Source organism: Vibrio sp. PID17_43, assembly GCF_002608565.1.
In the GTDB taxonomy this organism is placed as follows: Bacteria; Pseudomonadota; Gammaproteobacteria; order Enterobacterales; family Vibrionaceae; genus Vibrio.
The window spans coordinates 51,212-70,115 of sequence record NZ_LIXM01000013.1 but is presented as its reverse complement, the minus strand read 5'-3'; the positions used below and the strand labels follow the sequence as shown (position 1 = coordinate 70,115).

Genomic DNA, 18,904 nt, shown 5'->3' with positions numbered 1-18,904 from the left:
ACATTCAAGAGTTGCAATCAGTCACTTATCGATGCAACCTCAATGGCCACTAATACTGATGACTGTGCTTAGGATAAAAACAATGAAATTGATCAAGCCTTTAACTTGTGCGCTTGCTCTTGCAATGAGTAGTATGGCCTTCGCGGACGTGACGATAAATGTTCCTGATAACGTTTCAATTTTGGCGACAAATGGAGAGAAAGTAAAAGTATCAGGTGGCTTCTTTGCGTCTGAAAAAACGGTCACTTTACCAGATGGCATAAATCAAGTGGTCTTCCGCTACTCTCCATTCTTTAGTCAAGGTAATGACCGTGTTAGCGTTGAAAGTGACGCAATCATCACTCGATTCAACGCAACTGACGCAACGCTTACGTTCCAACTTCCTAAGTACCGTGACCTTCGTGAAGCAGAAAGCAAAATCAAAGACCTAGATTGGAAACTGATTGATGCATCTGGTAACGCGATTGCTGTTGAGCAAGACAAACTCATCAAACCTGGCATGCAAATCGGCCGTGACTACGTTCGTGAAGTAGAAGACTACAATCGTACGGGTGGCGTAGCGGCAATCGCCGTTGCAGGCGCGGTTCAGCCGGCAAAGATTCCGACACAAGCGAACCAAGCCGCTGTAGCAGTAAAAGCGGACTCAACCGCAGAAGAGATGCTTCACTTTTGGTACCAAAAAGCGGACGCCGAGACCAAAGCGCGTTTTAAAGAATACGTAAACAAGCAATAATCCTGTGTTTACTCATTCCTTTCTTAGGAAAATCGAAGCCACGCATGTGTGTGGCTTTGTTGATCAGAACTTGTACGCTAGAGTCAACATCGGCCCATAAAAGCGGAATGTAACGTCAATATCAGAGCGGCTACTGTCGTAATCCACGCCAACTTCATAATAATTAAACGATCCCGTGGCACTAAACTGATCAGTGATAAAGTACTTTGCACCAATATCGACCTCAGCAAGGTAACCTTCAATATCCTCTATTGATAAATAAAACAGCTGCGCATGACTTCTCAAGAGCCACTCTTCACTCAAAGCATATTCAACTCGAATCCCGAGATCAGGTAAAGGCGCTGTCACTTCATTAATCACCTTTTCATCAATGAGCAACGTCGGGATTTCAACTTCATCACCGACTTTAACACCAAACTTGCCATCAAAGCCTAGCGACAGCCACATCACGTGCAAGCCAGCTAAAACATCTAAAGACCACTTCTCATTGGTGTAAAACTGGTAGCCATAGCCAATCCGTGCGATATCGATATCTAACTCTGTGATTAGTTTTGATCCCGCTTGTACGACGTAGGCCACACCGCCAGAGGTGAACTCAAACGGCTTAGTCACCGCCGTTCTGGTTGCTTCCCTATGTAAACTACGCCAATCAAAATAGACACTATGCTTGTCGTTAAAGTAATACTCGAGATCTAGATAGGGCAGTAACGCCACTTCTTTTAGATCGAGATCCGATTCAAAGTCAATCGAGCGAATCTTATCTAAATAGGGATCGTACGCGTTAAGTTTCGTGTCAGTTCGCGAGAAAAATCCGCCTACTTCTATCTCCCACTCCGCGGCTTGCGCAGAGAAAGGCATTAATGTAGCAAGGTAAACTGACCACAATGCGCTCTTGGTCATCCTTGATCCTCAATGCAATGTAAGTTAATGATGGGTTCGTTACGAAAATTGTAACTGGCCGTTGATAAATTGCGACCGTCAAATGGGTAGTAACGATGCAAGAGAAAGATTGAATCACATAAATGCGATCAGCATTAAACTTAGCGTGGCAGATAACACAGGATCACCAATATCTTTCATAAATGATATTTCCTCCGGTACGAGTTCGATATTTATCTAAGCCTAGCGTTTGCAAGACCTGAGAGGTATCTTTGATCATCTCTGGGTTGCCACACATCATCACAAAACTGCTCTGCTGAGAGAAAGAGACATCTGCCATATTCGAAAGCTCGCCAGAGGCAATAAGCTCCGGCATTCGCCCCTGTAATTTTCCTTCAATACTTTCTCGACTGACAATTGGAACGTATTTCAAACGTCCTTCATAACGCTGTTGAAGTTGCTCAATTAAATACTGATATACCCGGTCTTTTCCATATCTCACCCCATGCACCAACACGATATTATCACTGTGAGGTAGCAAATTGATGTCATCTAAGAGGGAAAGAAAAGGACCAATGCCGGTGCCTGTAGAGAGTAACCATAAGTCATTGGCGTGCTTTGGAATCGTATCGTGTACCAAGTCACCATGTGCCACTTCACCAACGAAAATGCGGTCACCGGGTTTGAGCTTCTGAAGCTTAGGGGTTAACCGCCCTTGTGGATTAGCTACGATAAGAAACTCTAACCAGTCGAATTGCTCACTGGGTGCATTCACTACCGAATACGCGCGGCTGATCGGTTCTCCTCGTTCATCGAGTAAAGCGAGCTTAGTAAATTGCCCTGCTTTAAAAACCAAAGGGGCGCCAGAAACCCGCAAGCTAAACAGTTCATCAGTCCAATCGACTCGCTTCTCTACCTTGCCTAGGTTAAAACCTTTCAGTTCTGTCATTGCTCATCTCCTCTGGTGGTTCATATTTAAAGCAGTGCTGTATAAAACGTTATATGGTTACACGATGTGATTTACCATTAAATTTCACACTTTTAGCACAAACTTATTACATTCTAGACAGCCCCATCTAGAATGTTTACTCAAATTAGTAAGCCGCTTCGCAAAATGCAGTCATGTAGAGATAAGGGAACACAAAGATGGATACGCTATTGAATGACTTTCCAGTCATTACGGAGATAAAAGTCGCTTGGGGCGAGATGGATGCCCTACAACACGTCAACAATGCCGTTTATTTCCGCTACTTTGAAACGGCAAGATTGGATTACTTTAATAAAATCAATATATTGATTGATCTAAAAACAACACAGGTCGGCCCAGTACTGAGTGAAACACAATGCCGCTACAAACTTCCTGTGACTTTCCCTGATACGCTTCTTATTGGCTCTCGTGTCGTTGACATGCAAGAAGACCGACTCACGATGGAATACCAAGTGTTTAGCAAGAAGTGGGGCAAAATTGCGACGATCGCGACCGCAACTGGTGTGATGTTTGACTTCAAAAACAACGTGAAAACAGCGATACCAAAACACGTGCGTGACTCCATTCTTGAATTAGAAAGCAGTGGCGGCACGCACCATTTAAAATAATCGAACCAATAAAAAAGGTGGCCTATTGCCACCTTCTCATGGTTGTTGAGCTTAGCAAAACGTCTCAATATACAAAGATTCGATTTTGTCTCTCGCCCACTGAGTCTTACGCAAAAATTTCAGAGATGATTTGATCGACGGATCTTTCTTAAAACAGTTCACACTTACGCGCTCATGCATTCCGTTCCACCCAAAGTGCTCCACTAAACGGGTAAGGATTTTTTCTAAACTCAACCCATGCAGAGGGTTATTCGGCTGTTGGTGGCTCATAATGTTGATCCGATAATAGTTTCGCTTATGCATTATCGCCTAATCTAACCCAAAGTTTACCTGCCACCTAATATTTTAAGCTTGTATTAGCCTACTCATCCCCCCCTATAGTCGCTCAAATAGTTTAATGGCCCTCCGCTACGAAAGCCCTCAATGACCTAAATATTTTTGTCGCAACGGCCCGGCAAGGGAGTTTTTCCAAAGCCGCTAACAGCATAGATATGACGTCTGCGGCAATCTCCGCCTCAATTAAACGCCTTGAAGGACAGATTGGGGTTCCACTGTTTGTACGCTCAACACGAAGTCTGCGTTTAACCTCTGAAGGTGAGTTATTTCTCGACAAAACTACGCAGGCCTTAGTTACACGGCAAGAGAGCCTAGATAAAATCGCCAGTGCGCGTGGTGAGCTATCGGGCCAACTGCACATCACCGCTCCCTCGGAACTGGGTCGAAATATGCTCCTCGGCTGGGTAGATGAATTCATCAATGTTTACCCCAATGTTTCTATTAAGCTTGACCTTGCTGATAGCCTCACCGACATGTACACCTAGCCGGTAGACATCGCGATTCGTTATGGTGAACCTTGTGATTTTGCTTGGTGTGGTGCAAACGAACAAACCTTATGTGCCTCACCTGAGTACGTATCTCGCCATCCATTGTTAACAAAACCAGAAGATCTCAATCAGCATAACTGCCTGTGTTACATAGTCACTGATTCGGCTTACAACAAATGGACGCTAACTCGAAATGGCGAAACCGAACAAGTCGTTGTAAGAGGAAATCTACTGAGCAACAACAGCGATTTATCACATCGCTTAGCGATTAAGGGGAAGGGCATTACCAACAAATCATTAATGGACATTAGCCAAGATTTAATTGAGGGTAGACTTGTGCGCGTATGACTAGGCTGGGATTGCGGTCCAGTGCCACTCTACATGATGTGTGCTGACCGTCATTTGCTGACGCCAACCATTCGCTCGTTCCGCAATTTCATACAAGAAAAATGCCGTCAGAAACGGGCGAAAGTACTGGCAACATTTTGAGTAATTAGTATGACGACTCCATATACCCACGCACCTTGATGGTATTGGGTATATGGGATTTTTGTTTAATTAAATAATGATTTAACCCAAAGCATGAAGCTGTCCCAAAGCTGACCAATCCATGATCCCTCATCTACAGTTTGGTTGCTGACAAGCGGATAGCTTGCGACCGTTTCGTCGTCATTTTTCCATATCACTTTACCAACGACGTCCCCCTTCTTGATTGGAGCAATCAAAGGCTCATTCACAATGACCACTTTGTCTAACTTCGCTCGCATGGTACGTGGAAGAGTAAGGAATACATCTTGAGCAAAACTTAAGTCGATTTCGCTGACATCACCTTTCCAAATCCTCACTTTAGATTCAACTTCGCCCTGTTTCGCAATTTGCTTGGTATCATAAAAACGGAAACCATAACTCAACAAATTCTTAGATTGGCTTATTCTCGAGCGCTTGCTTGGCGTTCCCATCACCACAGATATCAATCGCATCTTCCCCTCTTTTGCCGAGCTGACCAAACTGTACCCGGCGTTACTGGTGTAACCAGTTTTCCCACCATCTACATCAATCGAGTTATCCCACAGCAACTTATTGCGGTTGTACTGAGTGATGTCATTCCACTTAAACACTTTTTCACTATAAAGAGCATAAACGTCTGGTACATCTTTGATAATTGACTGCATTAGCCTTGCCATATCTGCTGGAGAAGTTTGAATGCCCTCACTATCTAAACCATGAGAGTTAACAAAATAGGTATCTTGTAAACCCAACTTCTCAGCCCAACCGTTCATCAAAGACACAAATGCACTCTCACTGCCCGCGACATGTTCTGCGAGCGCCACACATGCATCATTTCCGGACTGAATGATCACACCGCGCATCAAGTTCCCGACGCTGATTTCGTCTTTGGGCTTAATAAACATTTTGGAAGAGTCAGGAAATTTTGCTGACCATGCATTTTCACTCACTGTCACCTTATCTTCCCAACTCAAACGGCCAGCTTTGATCTCCTGCCCTATCACATATGCCGTCATCAATTTGGTTAAACTGGCAGGCGCTAATCCTGCCCTTGCATTTTGCTCGGCAATAATGGCGCCAGATTGATAATCCATTAATACATAGCCTTTTGCTTGCAGTTCCGGGGGCTCTGGCGTGATCACCGCCAACACTGGCGCGCTAATTAAGTAGACGACTAATATCCATCGGGGTAAAGAACGTTTCATCTGGCTTCCTCCATGATCAGCACAGCGATACAGCTAACGGCAACGCACACCTCTATTGCCGAACATATTGTGGGTTTCTGTCACAGCCCATGCATTTAAGCGTGTGATTTCATTGCTAAAGCAATAAGCTGTAATGTGATCATAGTCCACTACACACATAGCACCACTTCAAAGGAACACTTTCTGTCGCGAGAGACGCGCACTACTGCACTACGGCTATCGAATTATTAGTCTGTCGCCATTGGTTAAAGCGCTAAACCGAAGTAAAGTGATGATACTAAAGCGAGTCGCACAAACCGTTCTCAATAAGGAAATACCAATAACAATGAACGCTCAAGCATTTATCGACGCAGGATTGCATTACATTCCCCATACCTTCACCGTTCCACTCAACTATCAAGACGCTAGCAAAGGGACGCTTAACGTCTTCGCACGCAGCGTATCTTTGGTCGGTGATGAAGAGTCAGACAAGCCATGGTTAGTGTATTTACAAGGCGGCCCTGGCTTTCCTTCTCCGCGTCAAAATGGCAACAGCGGTTGGATCAAGCGTGCACTGCAAGAGTATCGCGTTCTGCTTTTAGACCAACGCGGTACAGGTAACAGCAGCGTAATCAACCACCAAACCTTGGCGCATTTAGATCCAGAGCAGCAAGCTGAGTATCTAAGCCACTTCCGTGCAGATAACATCATTAGAGACGCTGAATTTGTTCGTCGCCAATTTGGCATCGAAAAGTGGGCCACTTTAGGACAAAGTTTTGGTGGCTTCTGCACTCTGACGTACCTATCAATGTTCCCAGATAGCTTGCTACAAAGCTACATTACAGGAGGCGTACCTTCCGTTTCTCGTCATGCTGATGATGTTTATCAAGCAACATTTAAGCGTACAATGGAGAAAAACCGAGCCTTCTTCCAGCAATTTCCACAGGCACAAGCACTTTGCCAAAATATCGCCAATCATCTGCTAGAAAACGAAGCGTTTTTGCCGAACGGCCAACGTTTTACCGTTGAGCAATTCCAACAAATCGGCATTAACTTTGGTGTTAGCGATACCTTTCTACCAACCTACTATTGGTTGGAAAGTGCCTTCATAGAAGTCAATGGCAAGCCTCAGCTACGCTACGAGTTCTTAAATGACATGTTGGCGCAACAGAATTTCCAGACCAACCCAATTTATGCCATTTTACATGAATCAATCTACTGCCAGGATTTCGCTTCCAACTGGAGTGCCCATCGAGTTCGCCAATCGTACGATGCGTTCAACTATGAGCCAGGTAAACCGTTCTACTTCACCGGAGAAATGGTTTTTCCATGGATGTTCGACCAATACGCGAACCTAAAACCACTTAAAGCCGCGGCAGAGTTATTAGCAACGAAAAAAGATTGGACGCCACTTTACAATGCAGAGCAACTGGCGCAAAACAAAGTGCCAGTTAGCTGTGCGGTCTACGCTGACGATATGTTTGTAGAAATGGACATCAGCCGTGAAACACTGGCTATCATGCCAAATGCGAAAGCATGGATCACTAACGAATATGAACATAACGGACTGCGAGCAGACGGCGAACGCATTCTGGATAAGCTAATCGCCATGGGTAAACAAACCGCTGCGACTCTGATATAAGGGGTAAAAAACGCCTCTTCACTCATGATGAAGAGGCGCTTCTGTATACGAACTCTCACTCATTCTAAGTTCAGATTAACTTAATCTTTCACTCGTTTTCTCATGGCTTTGGTGACCACTCTATAGCCCATTTTATGGTAGAAATCTTCACCTTCATGATTAAATGACGCGACGGTCAATCGAATTTCTTCAATATCTTGACTACACAAATCACTCTCGATTTTATCCATCAATGACAGACCAATACCTCAGCTTTATTAATAGCCTCCCGCATGATGCGGGGAGACTATTAAGCGATCATGAATGAAGTGTTGCGATAATATCAATGTGACCGTTTGCTCTACCTAAGCCCCGTAAAAGAGCGTTGCATTAAATGTTCACGGCCTGCCAATAACCCCATTTCATAACCCTCTAATAATACCGACTGGCGCATAGAAAGGCGCTGAACATGAAACTCATCAGGTGGAGCAATAACACGCACTCGAGTCCCTTCAGGCGGATTACGAATGAACGCTAGTGACTCATTGTAATTCTCTGAGCGATTCAACATGGCCTCTGCCATTTTGGGGTGTTCTGCGAACAGTTTTTTCATTAACCAAGGGGTTTTGACTGGCTTCTTCTCATAATTTAAAGGGTGTGAAAGCAATACCGTGATGTCTCGCGCGCCACGGCGATGGGCTTCACGCACCGGAATAGAGTCTGCGACGCCGCCATCGGTATAACAACCACCAGAGAAACATGGGGTATGTTTATAAGCAATCGGCAGCGCAGTGGTTGCCTCAATTGCGTGATTAAAATTATCTCGATTCACTCGGTAGTAATCTGCTTTGCCTGTATCCACGTTAGTAGTCGCCGCTAAGAAAGGGATACCATCAAAGAGTTTTGCTTCATCGACCGGGTACAAACGATTGGATTCTTCAAACAACCATTTAACATCGATTAGATCACCACCTTTTAGAAAGCGCGTGGGATCGAAGAAGCGCTTGCTGGTTGCAAGTTTGGTGATCACATTAATGCTGCGGTGCGGGTAATCGGTCAAATAACCAATTAAGTTTGATGCCCCAGCCGACACACCAATCGCAAAATCAAATGGCTTGTAGTCCTGTTCTAAAAATGCATCTAACACGCCGCTGGCAAAAACGCCACGCATTGCACCACCTTCGACGACGATTGCTCTTGTTGCCATATGTCCCCCCCAATAAATACGTTAAAAGACTACTGAAATTCGTGCTATAGCAACAATCGGTTATTCTTATCATTGAGATAGATGAAGTCTATGTTTATCTGACGCTTAAAATGAAAACTTAGGTTCATAAAATTCACAAAGTCCAAGCCCAAAAGCAAATGTGGATTAAACTCGATAGAATTATGAAAAGACGGTTTTATACGCTTCTGCTGCACCATCAATGAACATTTGAGTACCGATCACGGCAAGGATGAGTCCCATCATTTTGGTGATAACATTTAGCGCACTTGGACCAACCGCTTTGACTAGACGATCACCAAATAAAAATAATACATAGGTGATCACACATAACACGGCGAATGACACGATAGTTATGATGGTTTGATCAAGCCCGCCTGATGTCGCAAAGTTCATCGCGGTAGCAATCGTACCTGGCCCTGCTAATATCGGCATTGCCAGGGGAGAGACAGCAATACTCAATGCCGCTTGCTGCTGAGCTGGTGAATACGCCTTCTCTTTGGTTTTTTGGTGAGTCGAATCGCCCTGAAGCATATGGAATCCGATGACAAAGACCAAGATTCCCCCTGTTATACGCAGCGCATACAGTGTAATGCCAAACAGGTCAAAGATGAGCTTTCCGGCAACGGCAAACACCGTGACGATGACAAAAGCAAAAAACACCGAGCGGAACGCTATCGAATGCACGGTCTCTTTGTTCTCATCTGCCGTCAGGCTCAAAAAGATCGGAATATTGGCGAGCGGATTCATGATGGCAAAAAAGCCCATAAACACCGTAACGGTATGCAGGATTAGATCTTTCATGCCATTCACTTCTGTAAGCTATTGATCCTAATCCTCAGTATATACCCAAGTTATTACATCACTTACGGACTAATTATTAACCCTGCGCCCACATCACAAGCGCAAAGTGATTAATTAACGTCTTTCTAACAGCATCATGGCCTCAGCATGATCGGTGTGAGGAAACATATCAAACCACTGGCAACGGAGTACCTGATAGCTCGACATCGCCAATAAATCTTTAGCCATGGTTTCTGGATTACAGCTCGAATAAATCACGTATTTTGGACCCGATTGCTCTAATTGCGTGGCCAGTGACTCACCTAAACCTCTACGAGGGGGATTAACTAAGATCAACTCTGGCATTTTATCTTGTGACTGAGAAAAACGACTTGAATCCAATGCGGCAAAATCAAGATTATCAATACCCATCATTGCGGCTGAACGCTTGGCACTCGCGATCGCCTCTGATTCGATTTCGATTCCCGTTACCGCAGTATGCTTCGACGCACAATGTAAACCAAAACCACCAACACCACAGAAAAGATCCCACATTGTCTTGGGCTTGATCTCCGCCACCCACTGCTGTGCTGTCGCATACAGTTGTTCAGCCACCTGTGGATTGGTTTGGAAAAAGCTCTTGGGACGAATCACCAAAGGGACATGATTAAATCGCTCAAGCAAGCTTTGTTGCTCGGTCAAAAAGATTTCTTCTTCACCCTCAAGGCGTGCCATATGGATCGGCTGTAGGTTCACCGTCACAACCGTTACGCTAGGAAAGGCTTGCTGTAAACGCGGTAAATTCGCTCGCACACGCTCCAAAGCCGTGTCGCTGCGCATGACAAATCGCAGCATAAATTCACCGCTGTTTTGCGCTCGTGTCAGCAACACAAACTTCAATTCGCCTTTCTTTTTCACTTTGTTGTAAGGCGGAATACCTGCGACGCGAATCCAGTCTTGCAAATAGCTTAACAGCTGCTGAGTCTCATCTGGGTAAAGAGGACAGTTCACTAATGATAATGGCGAACCATCCTGAACGTTTTCGATGCCTAGCGTCGGTTGATGCGCGGCCCCCAATGCAACCATCTTTGCCTTATTGCGAAACTGCGTTTTGTGACTCAGTACGGGTGTTAACCATTGTTTTGGGGAAAATGGAGCAAACATCGCCCTCAGCCGAGCGTCTTTCTGCTCAACTTGAAGTGAGTATGGGATGTCGCTGTTTTTACAAGAAGCACAACGTTGCTGAGCAAAGAATTCACATCGCATGATGAATCGCCATTTCAAAGAAAAGGCGCAAGTCTAGCTCTCTACTCCCGCTTTACTATTCTGATTGTTTACCGTCACGATAAAAATGATTATGTTGTACCTTCAGACACAAAACATACATAACAAAAACAAGGAAGCTATCTCGTGAACAATACCATTCGAACCATTATGGCTCATCGCTCAATTCGAAAATTTACGCCTCAACCCGTTGAGAACGAACAGCTACAAGCGATTATCCAAGCCGGATTAGCCGCCTCTTCCTCCAGCCTGTTACAAGCCGTGTCTATCATCCGAGTCACCGACCAAGCCAAACGTAAATTGCTTGCTCAATACGCGGGAAATCAAGCCTATGTTGAAGATGCGGCTGAGTTTTTGGTGTTTTGTATCGACTATCAGCGTCACATCAGCATCAATCCTGCAGTCCAAGCGGACTATACTGAATTAACACTTATTGGCGCTGTCGATTCTGGCATTATGGCGCAAAATTGCTTGCTTGCCGCAGAGTCAATGGGATTAGGCGGTGTCTACATTGGCGGTTTAAGAAATCGCGCCGAAAAAGTGGATGAACTGCTTGAGCTGCCTCAAGGCACGGCTGTGCTATTTGGTATGTGTTTAGGGTATCCGGATCAGAGCCCTGAAATTAAGCCACGTTTGCCAGCGCATGTTGTTATGCATGAAAATCAATATCAACCACTTAATATGGATGATATTCAACATTATGACCAAACTATGCAAGTATACTACGCAAATCGCTCTGCCAATCAAAAACAAAGCACTTGGTCGCAAGACGTCACCACCAAACTGTCTGGAGAATCGCGGCCACACATTTTGCCTTACTTAAACAATAAGGGCTTAGCAAAGCGTTAAAGAAAATTGCGCCCTGCTCATAAAAGGCTGGGCGTTTTTCTACAAAGCTCTCAGCTGTTTGTATGTCAAAGCACTGAGCAACACAAAGAACAACGAAATGTAAAATGGCTACGAGCCCGAAAAATGATTAGCCGTTAATAACATTGACCACGCATTCAAGGCTTTCGGTCATAAGCTGTCCAGTTCAATCATTTATTTTGTAACACAATTCCCTGACGATTGATGGCATAATAAAAAGCCACCTTCCATTATCAAAGTGCTCATGCCTAAAGCCTCCAACACTCATCATAAAGAGACATTGGGACTACCGAACTGCATGTACTGCTTCTTCAACTAGGATTGCAATCTGCTCCCATTGCTCATTTTCAATCAAATCATTGGGCACCATCCAAGTACCGCCACATGCTAACACTGATGGCACGGCGAGATAATCATTGATGTTCGATTGGGTAACTCCGCCCGTCGGCATAAATTTTACTGCATATACAGCAGACAGAGCCTTTAGCATCCCAATACCACCTGATGGCTCCGCTGGGAAAAATTTCAACGTATTTATTCCCATTTCCATCGCTTGCTCGACCAAACTTGGTGTATTCACTCCAGGAACGATCGCAATGCCACGCTGTTGACAATACCTAACGGTTGTAGGATTAAAGCCAGGACTAACGATGAAATCGACACCAGCTTCAATTGCCTCATCAACTTGCTTACTCGTAAGCACGGTACCCGCCCCTAAAAGCATTTCCGGAAACGCCTCTCGCATGTTTTTTATCGCTTGTGCTGCCTCTTCGGTACGAAAAGTCACTTCCGCACATGGAAGACCATTCTCAATAAGCACTTGCGCAAGTTTTGCCGCTTTTGATGCATCCTTAATAGCTATAACAGGAACAACTTTAATTTCTTTAAGTTTTTGGTTCAATTCTTTCATTTTTATGTCTCATTCAATGATAGGTGTTAGATTATGGTCGATAATTGCGCCGCGATGCTGAATAACTACACCGGCCAAGGTATGACCTGCCGCTGCAGATTGATGTTTACTACCGCCGAGTATTCGCTTTGCTAAATAACCCGCACTGAATGAATCACCTGCTGCCGTCGTATCAATAACATTCATAATAGGTTTAGGCATAACTTCGTCTATATCATGCTCTGAAACAATCAAACATGCTTTGCCACCACGCTTAATTATAATTTCATTTACACCTAAACCACGAGTTCGGTCGATTGCTTCTTGCTCCGTCTTATCACCATATAGTGCTTGTTCATCATCAAATGTTAAAAAAGCAATGTCTGTTAATGCCAAGATTTGACGATACGCTTGTTGAGCTTCACCTTTACTGCTCCACAACCCCGCTCGATAATTGTTATCAAAGGCAATTACCACTCCTTTCTCACGACATACTTTTAGTAATTCAATTAATAATTCACGGCACTCCGGAGAAAGGATCGCGATGCTAATACCACTCAAATATACCATCTGATGTGAGCACAGGGCCTCACAAAGCTCATTAAAGTTTTGCTCATGAAGCCAATATTTTGCTGCGGAGTCATTTCGCCAATAAAAAAAGCTACGTTCACCATCAGCAGCAGTCTCAATCGCGTAGATTCCCGGCAATTTGTCATCAGATAGAAAAACCATGTCAGTATTGAGCGACTCAGCTTGCCACGAGTTCAACATATCTTTACTAAAAGAGTCTTTCCCTAAGCCTGTGATATAAGAAGTACAAATACCATGATCATGGGTTAATCGGGAAAGGTATACAGCTGTATTCAATGTATCTCCACCGAAACCTTGGATTAGTGAATCGTGGCTTTTTCTCAGTTCAACCATACATTCACCAACAATCGCGACACGTCTAATTTGCTTCATAAAATTCCTTCACTTCTCCCTGCTTGAAAACAGATGCGCTATTATTTAGTGCACTAATGATTCAATACTATTAAGTCAATGCCGCTGTAGAGAGGCTAAGTCTTGCAATTATCAAAACTCAAACTAATGTAATACACATTAATTTTGCCAAATTATTACTTTCTTAGTGCACACAATTAAATTTTAAATAAACATCATCTGGAATAGATTGGTCAATATAAAACTCTAGGTATCACTTCTTCCCTTTTCACATTCCAGAATAATTTATAGAGTCATCACCATGCCAAGCTGAAAGTACACCTGTTCACTAAAATAGTAAGCTATTTGACTATGACTAGATAACGATACTGACTTGGTGACAAACTCTAGAAAAATGAGAATGCTAGGATTACGTTAATTATGACTAGCGAGACAACCAACCACCATCAACGGCAATGGTGTAGCCATTAATGTAATCAGAAGCATTAGATGCTAGGAATACACATGGCCCAGCCAAATCAGAAGGCTTACCCCAACGACCCGCAGGAATACGGTCTAGGATTTCTTTATTGCGGATCTCATCAGCACGAAGCGCAGTAGTGTTATTCGTTGCCATGTAACCAGGAGCAATCGCATTAACGTTGATATTGTGTTTCGCCCATTCATTTGCCATTAGACGAGTCACACCCATTACGCCGCTTTTAGATGTAGTGTATGAAGGAACGCGAATACCACCTTGGAAAGACAACATTGAAGCAATATTAATGATTTTGCCTCCTTCTTCCTGAGCAATAAACTGTTTTGCTACCGCTTGAGACAAGAAGAACACTGACTTAACGTTAATATTCATTACGTCATCCCAATCTTGCTCAGAGAAATCAATCGCATCATTGCGGCGAATGATACCTGCGTTGTTAACAAGAATATCGATGCGACCAAACTCTGTCACTGCGCGGTCAACAATGGCAGGAATGTCATCAAGCTTCATGAGGTTAGCACGCACATCAACAAACTTACGCCCTGTTTGCTCAATAAGTGCCATTGTCTCAGTTGGCTCCACAATATTTACGCCAACGATATCACAGCCTGCGTTAGCCAAACCCAATGCCATACCTTGCCCCAAACCAGTATCACAACCAGTTACGATAGCCACTTTACCTTGGAGATTGAACGAATTGAGAATCATGCTTATTCCTTAATAACTGCATCAGATGCTGAAAGAACTTCAGCATACATTTCACTCTGTACAGCTAAAATAGCAATAAAATGAAAAGCTGTATATTTATTTTTAAAACACCGATTCAAAAATCAATATGCAGATCACAAACGAAACAGAAAAATCAAACCTATGTTTCAATTTCCTTAAGTCAATATGTAAATCGCTAGCTGAGTTAAGTACTCAATGTATAATGACGCCAATTCAACGTGTCACCACATGCATAAGGTAGAACAATGGAAAAGGCAACTCAACCTGAAGCCGTATCATCGGTAATGAAGGTATTCAGCATTCTTCATGCTCTTGGCGAGCAAAAATACATAGGCGTATCAGAACTATCTCAACGCTTAATGATGTCTAAAGCGACCACATACCGCTTCCTCCAAACAATGAAAATGCTTGGTTACGTTGCTCAAGAAGATGCAGCTGACAAGTACAGCTTAACGTTGAAGTTGTTTGAGCTGGGCTCTAAATCGCTCGAATACGTAGATCTTATTGCTATTGCTGACAAGCAAATGAGACATATTGCAGAGCAAACCAACGAAGCGCTTCATCTTGGTATATTGGATGAAGATAGCATTATCTATATCCACAAAATCGATTCGGGCTATAACCTAAGCATGCAATCTCGCATCGGACGTCGTAATCCACTCTATAGCACTGCAATTGGTAAAGTATTACTAGCGGAACGCGAAGTCGAATTTATAAAACAAGCATTGGCCAACGTCACCTTTGTTAAACATACGGACAAAACTCTAGAGAATGCAGAACAATTGATTGAAGAATTGAGCCTTGTACGGACGCAAGGTTATGCAGAAGATAATGAAGAACAAGAGCCAGGCTTACGCTGCATTGCGGTCCCTGTATACGACCGTTTTGGGCTAGTAATCGCCGGCTTATCAATCTCTTTCCCAACAATTCGTTTCGATGAAGCCCGCCTTTCATATTACGTCAAACTATTGCAAACAGCGACAAATCGAATCTCTGAGCAGTTAGGCTATCACGTTTCTAACGAGTAAACTGACCGATAAATTCAAGCAACTAGTTACCCTATACCTAGTTGCTAAAGCAAGCTCAACATTACCCATCTTGCCCCAATAAAACAAAACTGCTGCGTTGACTAAAATTCATTCCTCACCCAAATGAACAGGAACAAAAGGACCAATCGAATTGATTGGTCTCTATCTGCAAATTACATCGCTTGATTAGTTCAAAATTTCACGTACAAAATCAGAAATTTCATCGACTTGGCTATTTTCAAACAAACATTTTTGGAAGCGCTCGCCACTACAAGCCACGCGTACTAACTCAGTATCAATCGCTTTCAGGCTTTCTAGGTAATCTTTCGCAACTGCACATTTAACGTCATTTAAAATTCCTGCATTTTGTTGCTGTGGAACAGCTCGTTCTACTGGGTAACCTTGCCCACCTTCACATCCGGACATCATTACTTTTTCAAAAATTCCACGAACATTTAGCTCTGCAGCCCAACCAAAGTTTTTTGCGTACGCTAATGACAACGCGTTGCCGTTATTGATTTGCGTAAACAAAAATGCATCAGATGGCTCTAGTGCATAACCACAAACAACGTTCGAATGTGCATTACAAGCCATTAATGCGCCCTGACCTGTACCACAACCTGTGAATACAAAATCAACCGCTTTAGCCGCTAAAAGAATCGAAGCTTGAATGCCTAAGTGAATGTAAGTCAGATGATGGTCTTCTGCATCACACATACCTACGTTAAACACTTCGTCGCCACTTTGTGATGCTACATATTGAAGTTCTTTTAAAATAATTTCGTTTTTTGCCGCTTGGCTATTTTCCATTGTTAGAGCGATTTTCATTATAGTTCTCTATTAAATTGTTTTATTTAGCTTGAAATAAGTATTTACATGGACAGTATTATTTAATTAATTTGCACAGTCCGAACGTATAAGGATTGTGAAAGTTAGGTTTTAGCGTGTTCGGATCTATCCAAGTCATCCAACCCATATCCAATTTTCCATCAGCTTGTTTCGTAAACTCTGCGCGCATCAGAGCACATCGCAATGCAGTTTGTTGCTCGTCTTGCCAAAGTCCAAGCGATGTCAAAGTCGTTACTGGGATCTTGGTTTCTACAATGTATCCACCATCAACAGTTGCTGCTTGTGTTTCTAATCCTGGCCATATCCAAGTACTATCTAAATGGCCAATTTTCTTATGCTGTGAGTCATAAGATGCCTTAGCGCTAAAAACTCGAGCCTTAGGATCTATCTCCATCGTGTAATAAGTCGTTAACTGTTCATCTTTAGCTAAAAAAATCTCTACGCGATCAGAATCTAAAATGGCGCGCTTTGGGTCGATACCAATGGCAATATTCTTATCGCTAACTCGGTAGCGGAAAAACAAGCCATCTTCGTTCCACAACGCCTTAAACTCTGTTGCCGGTGCAAGTTGGGTACGCCACGGAAAACTAAACTGGGTTAACGTGTTTGCTTCATCCCATGCTTTATCAGATGGGTTACCATCAATAACTGGTGATTGAGCAGAATACTGAATTAAGTACTCGTTGTTTGTATTGGCATGAACATTTGTTGCAAGGGAGCTACCTAGTAAAAGGGCTGTTATGTAAAACAATTTACTCATCAAACCATCCTAATTTATTTCTATATCCATTTACTTTGTGGCGGTCAGCCAACGTCGAAAAGCAATTATTTTGTTAGTGCCAACATTGCTGTTGCAGCGAGTAAGAAAGCACCTGCACCATAATCGATATTATGGTCAAACTCCACATCACGTGGATTGAAAGCAGGTAACTGTACCCAACCGATCATGCCATTTTCGTGAATACAGCCCTCAAGAGCCGCCCAGGCGTTGTTGACTGCAGGTAAGTAAGTCTCACGATCCAAATAGCCTTGTTCGATGCCCCATGCTAAGCCATAACAAAACAGTGAGGTTGCACTACTTTCTGGTGCCGGGAAACTTTCTGGGTCAAGTAAACTTGTTCGCCAAAAACCATCTTGTTGCTGGTACTTAACCACTTCTGCAGCCAAAGCACAGTACATTTCAATGTAACGTGGACGTGTTGGGTAATCAGATGGCATATACGCAAGAATACGAGGAACAGCCGCCAGAACCCAACCAATGCCACGACTCCAGAAGACTTTCTCACCGTTTGCTTCACGCAATTCACTACCCTCTGCATTTGGGATATAGCGTTTATCGCGGTAGTAGAGATTAGTTTCAGCATCAAATAAATGCTCAACTGCATCCCACCACGCGGTATCCATATAGTTGAGGTATTTGTCATCACCTGTTGCAACGGTTAAACCTGCAAAAACAGGGGGAGCCATAAATAGTGAATCACACCACCACCAATCTTCACGACCTGGTTTTGGTTCGTCGATCATGATGTCTAGAGCTTTAGTTGCATATTCGATACTTTCTGGTATATCAAACTGTGGGTATAGCGGTAAATACGCTTGCATACAAACATGGTCATCTGCAAAGCGTGGTAAAGGACCTGGACGAAACCCTGTGTTCAGCGTGAAATCTAATAGCCCATCTAGGTATTCGTTATCTTGAGTTGCTTGCCATGCCTGTGCAACCGACAACCAAAATACTCCACGCTCCCAGTCAGTCGCTTTCAAGAAACGTTTTTTACCTGTACTTCGAGTGACAAAGCGCGTGCGATTATCTCGCTGCCAACGATATACTTGCTTCATTTGTTCTAAGATTTGAACATTATTCATTCGTTTCGTTCGCCTTATTTCATCTAATTAATTTAAAAACCGACATTCATGTTTTTATTAAATATATTTTAATGAGAAAAAGGCACTACTAAGCTGACTAAAAAATCAATAAGGGGGGATATTGAATTAAATTTAGTAGTGCCTTTAATCTTAATCAGGAGGTAAAAGTTATTTATAACTCGTCTTCGAATGAATCAGAATTGTCATTCTCTAACATGGCAATTTCTTTCGCCATATCTTTCATTGATTGAGAGCCAATCTCACAAACAATCTCAGTTAACTCTTCAAGTGATACACCATCACGCTCAAAGCATGCATTAGTAATCATTGGCAAGTTACAACCAGCAACCACTTTTACATCACTGCGACTCAACATAATTGACACGCCACGATTACAAGGAGAACCACCAGGAACATCGGTCAAAATTAGAACACCTGAACCATCATTCACTCTGTCAATTGAAGAAAGCATCTGTTTTTCTAATTCATCTGTTGTCATTGTTGGAACAAAATCAATAAACTCTAAAGAGTCTTGTTCACCAACAATAGCTTCTACAGCAGAACGCATACCAGTAGCAAAATTAATATGTCCAGAAACAATAATACCAATCATAAAAATA

19 protein-coding genes and 2 pseudogenes are annotated in these 18,904 nt (G+C 43.1%); 6 read left to right on the top strand and 15 right to left on the bottom strand.

Annotated features, from left to right (window positions below; genetic code table 11):
- Positions 1 to 82 precede the first annotated feature (82 nt).
- Positions 83 to 733: a DUF2057 family protein gene (locus AK965_RS10890; protein WP_099079635.1), complete on the top strand. Its 651-nt coding sequence runs from the start codon at positions 83 to 85 to the stop codon at positions 731 to 733.
- 63 nt (positions 734 to 796) lie between these two features.
- On the opposite strand, the gene AK965_RS10885 is transcribed toward AK965_RS10890, so the two are convergent.
- Positions 797 to 1,633: a DUF481 domain-containing protein gene (locus tag AK965_RS10885; RefSeq protein WP_099079634.1), complete on the bottom strand. Its 837-nt coding sequence runs from the start codon at positions 1,631 to 1,633 to the stop codon at positions 797 to 799.
- A gap of 163 nt (positions 1,634 to 1,796) precedes the next feature.
- On the bottom strand, positions 1,797 to 2,561 hold the full coding sequence (locus tag AK965_RS10880) for a ferredoxin--NADP reductase (protein WP_099079633.1): 765 nt from the start codon (positions 2,559 to 2,561) through the stop codon (positions 1,797 to 1,799).
- A 197-nt stretch (positions 2,562 to 2,758) separates the two neighbouring features.
- On the opposite strand from AK965_RS10880, the gene AK965_RS10875 reads away from it, so the two are divergent.
- On the top strand, positions 2,759 to 3,208 hold the full coding sequence (locus AK965_RS10875; RefSeq protein ID WP_099079632.1) for a thioesterase family protein: 450 nt from the start codon (positions 2,759 to 2,761) through the stop codon (positions 3,206 to 3,208).
- Between the two features lie 51 nt (positions 3,209 to 3,259).
- Here the strand turns inward: AK965_RS10875 and AK965_RS10870 are convergent, their stop codons facing one another.
- Positions 3,260 to 3,478, bottom strand: a complete 219-nt coding sequence (locus AK965_RS10870) for a VF530 family DNA-binding protein (protein ID WP_099079631.1) — start codon at positions 3,476 to 3,478, stop codon at positions 3,260 to 3,262.
- Between the two features lie 143 nt (positions 3,479 to 3,621).
- Between AK965_RS10870 and AK965_RS10865 the strand changes: the two are divergent.
- A pseudogene (locus AK965_RS10865) lies at positions 3,622 to 4,521 on the top strand (LysR substrate-binding domain-containing protein); the annotation flags it as partial.
- A gap of 65 nt (positions 4,522 to 4,586) precedes the next feature.
- Here AK965_RS10865 and AK965_RS10860 read toward each other — a convergent pair.
- The gene (locus tag AK965_RS10860; RefSeq protein ID WP_099079630.1) at positions 4,587 to 5,744 is read right to left on the bottom strand and encodes a D-alanyl-D-alanine carboxypeptidase family protein; all 1,158 of its coding nucleotides are present in this window, start codon (positions 5,742 to 5,744) and stop codon (positions 4,587 to 4,589) included.
- A gap of 325 nt (positions 5,745 to 6,069) precedes the next feature.
- On the opposite strand from AK965_RS10860, the gene AK965_RS10855 reads away from it, so the two are divergent.
- Positions 6,070 to 7,365: an alpha/beta fold hydrolase gene (locus AK965_RS10855; protein WP_099079629.1), complete on the top strand. Its 1,296-nt coding sequence runs from the start codon at positions 6,070 to 6,072 to the stop codon at positions 7,363 to 7,365.
- Positions 7,366 to 7,445: 80 nt separating this feature from the next.
- On the opposite strand, the pseudogene AK965_RS20690 reads toward AK965_RS10855, so the two are convergent.
- From AK965_RS20690 to rlmC, 4 genes and pseudogenes are all read right to left on the bottom strand, one after another.
- A pseudogene (locus tag AK965_RS20690) lies at positions 7,446 to 7,673 on the bottom strand (GNAT family N-acetyltransferase); the annotation flags it as partial.
- A 32-nt stretch (positions 7,674 to 7,705) separates the two neighbouring features.
- Positions 7,706 to 8,551, bottom strand: a complete 846-nt coding sequence (locus AK965_RS10845) for a patatin family protein (RefSeq protein ID WP_099079628.1) — start codon at positions 8,549 to 8,551, stop codon at positions 7,706 to 7,708.
- Positions 8,552 to 8,731: 180 nt separating this feature from the next.
- Positions 8,732 to 9,373, bottom strand: coding sequence for a MarC family protein (locus AK965_RS10840; RefSeq protein WP_099079627.1), 642 nt, complete (start codon positions 9,371 to 9,373; stop codon positions 8,732 to 8,734).
- A gap of 114 nt (positions 9,374 to 9,487) precedes the next feature.
- Positions 9,488 to 10,618 carry a 23S rRNA (uracil(747)-C(5))-methyltransferase RlmC gene (gene rlmC, locus AK965_RS10835; protein ID WP_099079626.1) on the bottom strand — a complete coding sequence of 377 codons (1,131 nt, stop codon included), beginning with the start codon at positions 10,616 to 10,618 and terminating at the stop codon, positions 9,488 to 9,490.
- Positions 10,619 to 10,762: 144 nt separating this feature from the next.
- On the opposite strand from rlmC, the gene nfsA reads away from it, so the two are divergent.
- A complete protein-coding gene (nfsA, locus tag AK965_RS10830; RefSeq protein WP_099079625.1) occupies positions 10,763 to 11,485 on the top strand; it encodes an oxygen-insensitive NADPH nitroreductase in 723 nt (240 codons plus the stop codon).
- Between the two features lie 304 nt (positions 11,486 to 11,789).
- Here the strand turns inward: nfsA and AK965_RS10825 are convergent, their stop codons facing one another.
- From AK965_RS10825 to kduD, 3 genes are all read right to left on the bottom strand, one after another.
- The gene (locus AK965_RS10825; protein WP_099079624.1) at positions 11,790 to 12,413 is read right to left on the bottom strand and encodes a bifunctional 4-hydroxy-2-oxoglutarate aldolase/2-dehydro-3-deoxy-phosphogluconate aldolase; all 624 of its coding nucleotides are present in this window, start codon (positions 12,411 to 12,413) and stop codon (positions 11,790 to 11,792) included.
- A 9-nt stretch (positions 12,414 to 12,422) separates the two neighbouring features.
- A complete protein-coding gene (locus AK965_RS10820) occupies positions 12,423 to 13,355 on the bottom strand; it encodes a sugar kinase (protein WP_099079623.1) in 933 nt (310 codons plus the stop codon).
- A 403-nt stretch (positions 13,356 to 13,758) separates the two neighbouring features.
- Positions 13,759 to 14,520, bottom strand: a complete 762-nt coding sequence (gene kduD / locus AK965_RS10815; RefSeq protein ID WP_099079622.1) for a 2-dehydro-3-deoxy-D-gluconate 5-dehydrogenase KduD — start codon at positions 14,518 to 14,520, stop codon at positions 13,759 to 13,761.
- A 266-nt stretch (positions 14,521 to 14,786) separates the two neighbouring features.
- Between kduD and kdgR the strand changes: the two genes are divergently transcribed.
- The gene (gene kdgR / locus AK965_RS10810) at positions 14,787 to 15,569 is read left to right on the top strand and encodes a DNA-binding transcriptional regulator KdgR (protein WP_099079621.1); all 783 of its coding nucleotides are present in this window, start codon (positions 14,787 to 14,789) and stop codon (positions 15,567 to 15,569) included.
- 186 nt (positions 15,570 to 15,755) lie between these two features.
- On the opposite strand, the gene AK965_RS10805 is transcribed toward kdgR, so the two are convergent.
- The 4 genes from AK965_RS10805 to agaF all read right to left on the bottom strand — a co-directional run bounded on the left by AK965_RS10805 (position 15,756) and on the right by agaF (position 18,897).
- Positions 15,756 to 16,397, bottom strand: a complete 642-nt coding sequence (locus tag AK965_RS10805) for an RpiB/LacA/LacB family sugar-phosphate isomerase (RefSeq protein ID WP_099079620.1) — start codon at positions 16,395 to 16,397, stop codon at positions 15,756 to 15,758.
- Between the two features lie 58 nt (positions 16,398 to 16,455).
- Entirely contained in the window at positions 16,456 to 17,178 is a 723-nt protein-coding gene (locus AK965_RS10800; protein ID WP_099079619.1) for a CBM9 family sugar-binding protein, read from the bottom strand.
- Positions 17,179 to 17,243: 65 nt separating this feature from the next.
- Positions 17,244 to 18,284, bottom strand: a complete 1,041-nt coding sequence (locus tag AK965_RS10795) for a glycoside hydrolase family 105 protein (RefSeq protein WP_099079618.1) — start codon at positions 18,282 to 18,284, stop codon at positions 17,244 to 17,246.
- A gap of 172 nt (positions 18,285 to 18,456) precedes the next feature.
- Complete coding sequence (gene agaF, locus AK965_RS10790) at positions 18,457 to 18,897, bottom strand: PTS galactosamine/N-acetylgalactosamine transporter subunit IIA (RefSeq protein WP_099079617.1); 441 nt, start codon at positions 18,895 to 18,897, stop codon at positions 18,457 to 18,459.
- Between the last annotated feature and the right edge of the window lie 7 nt (positions 18,898 to 18,904).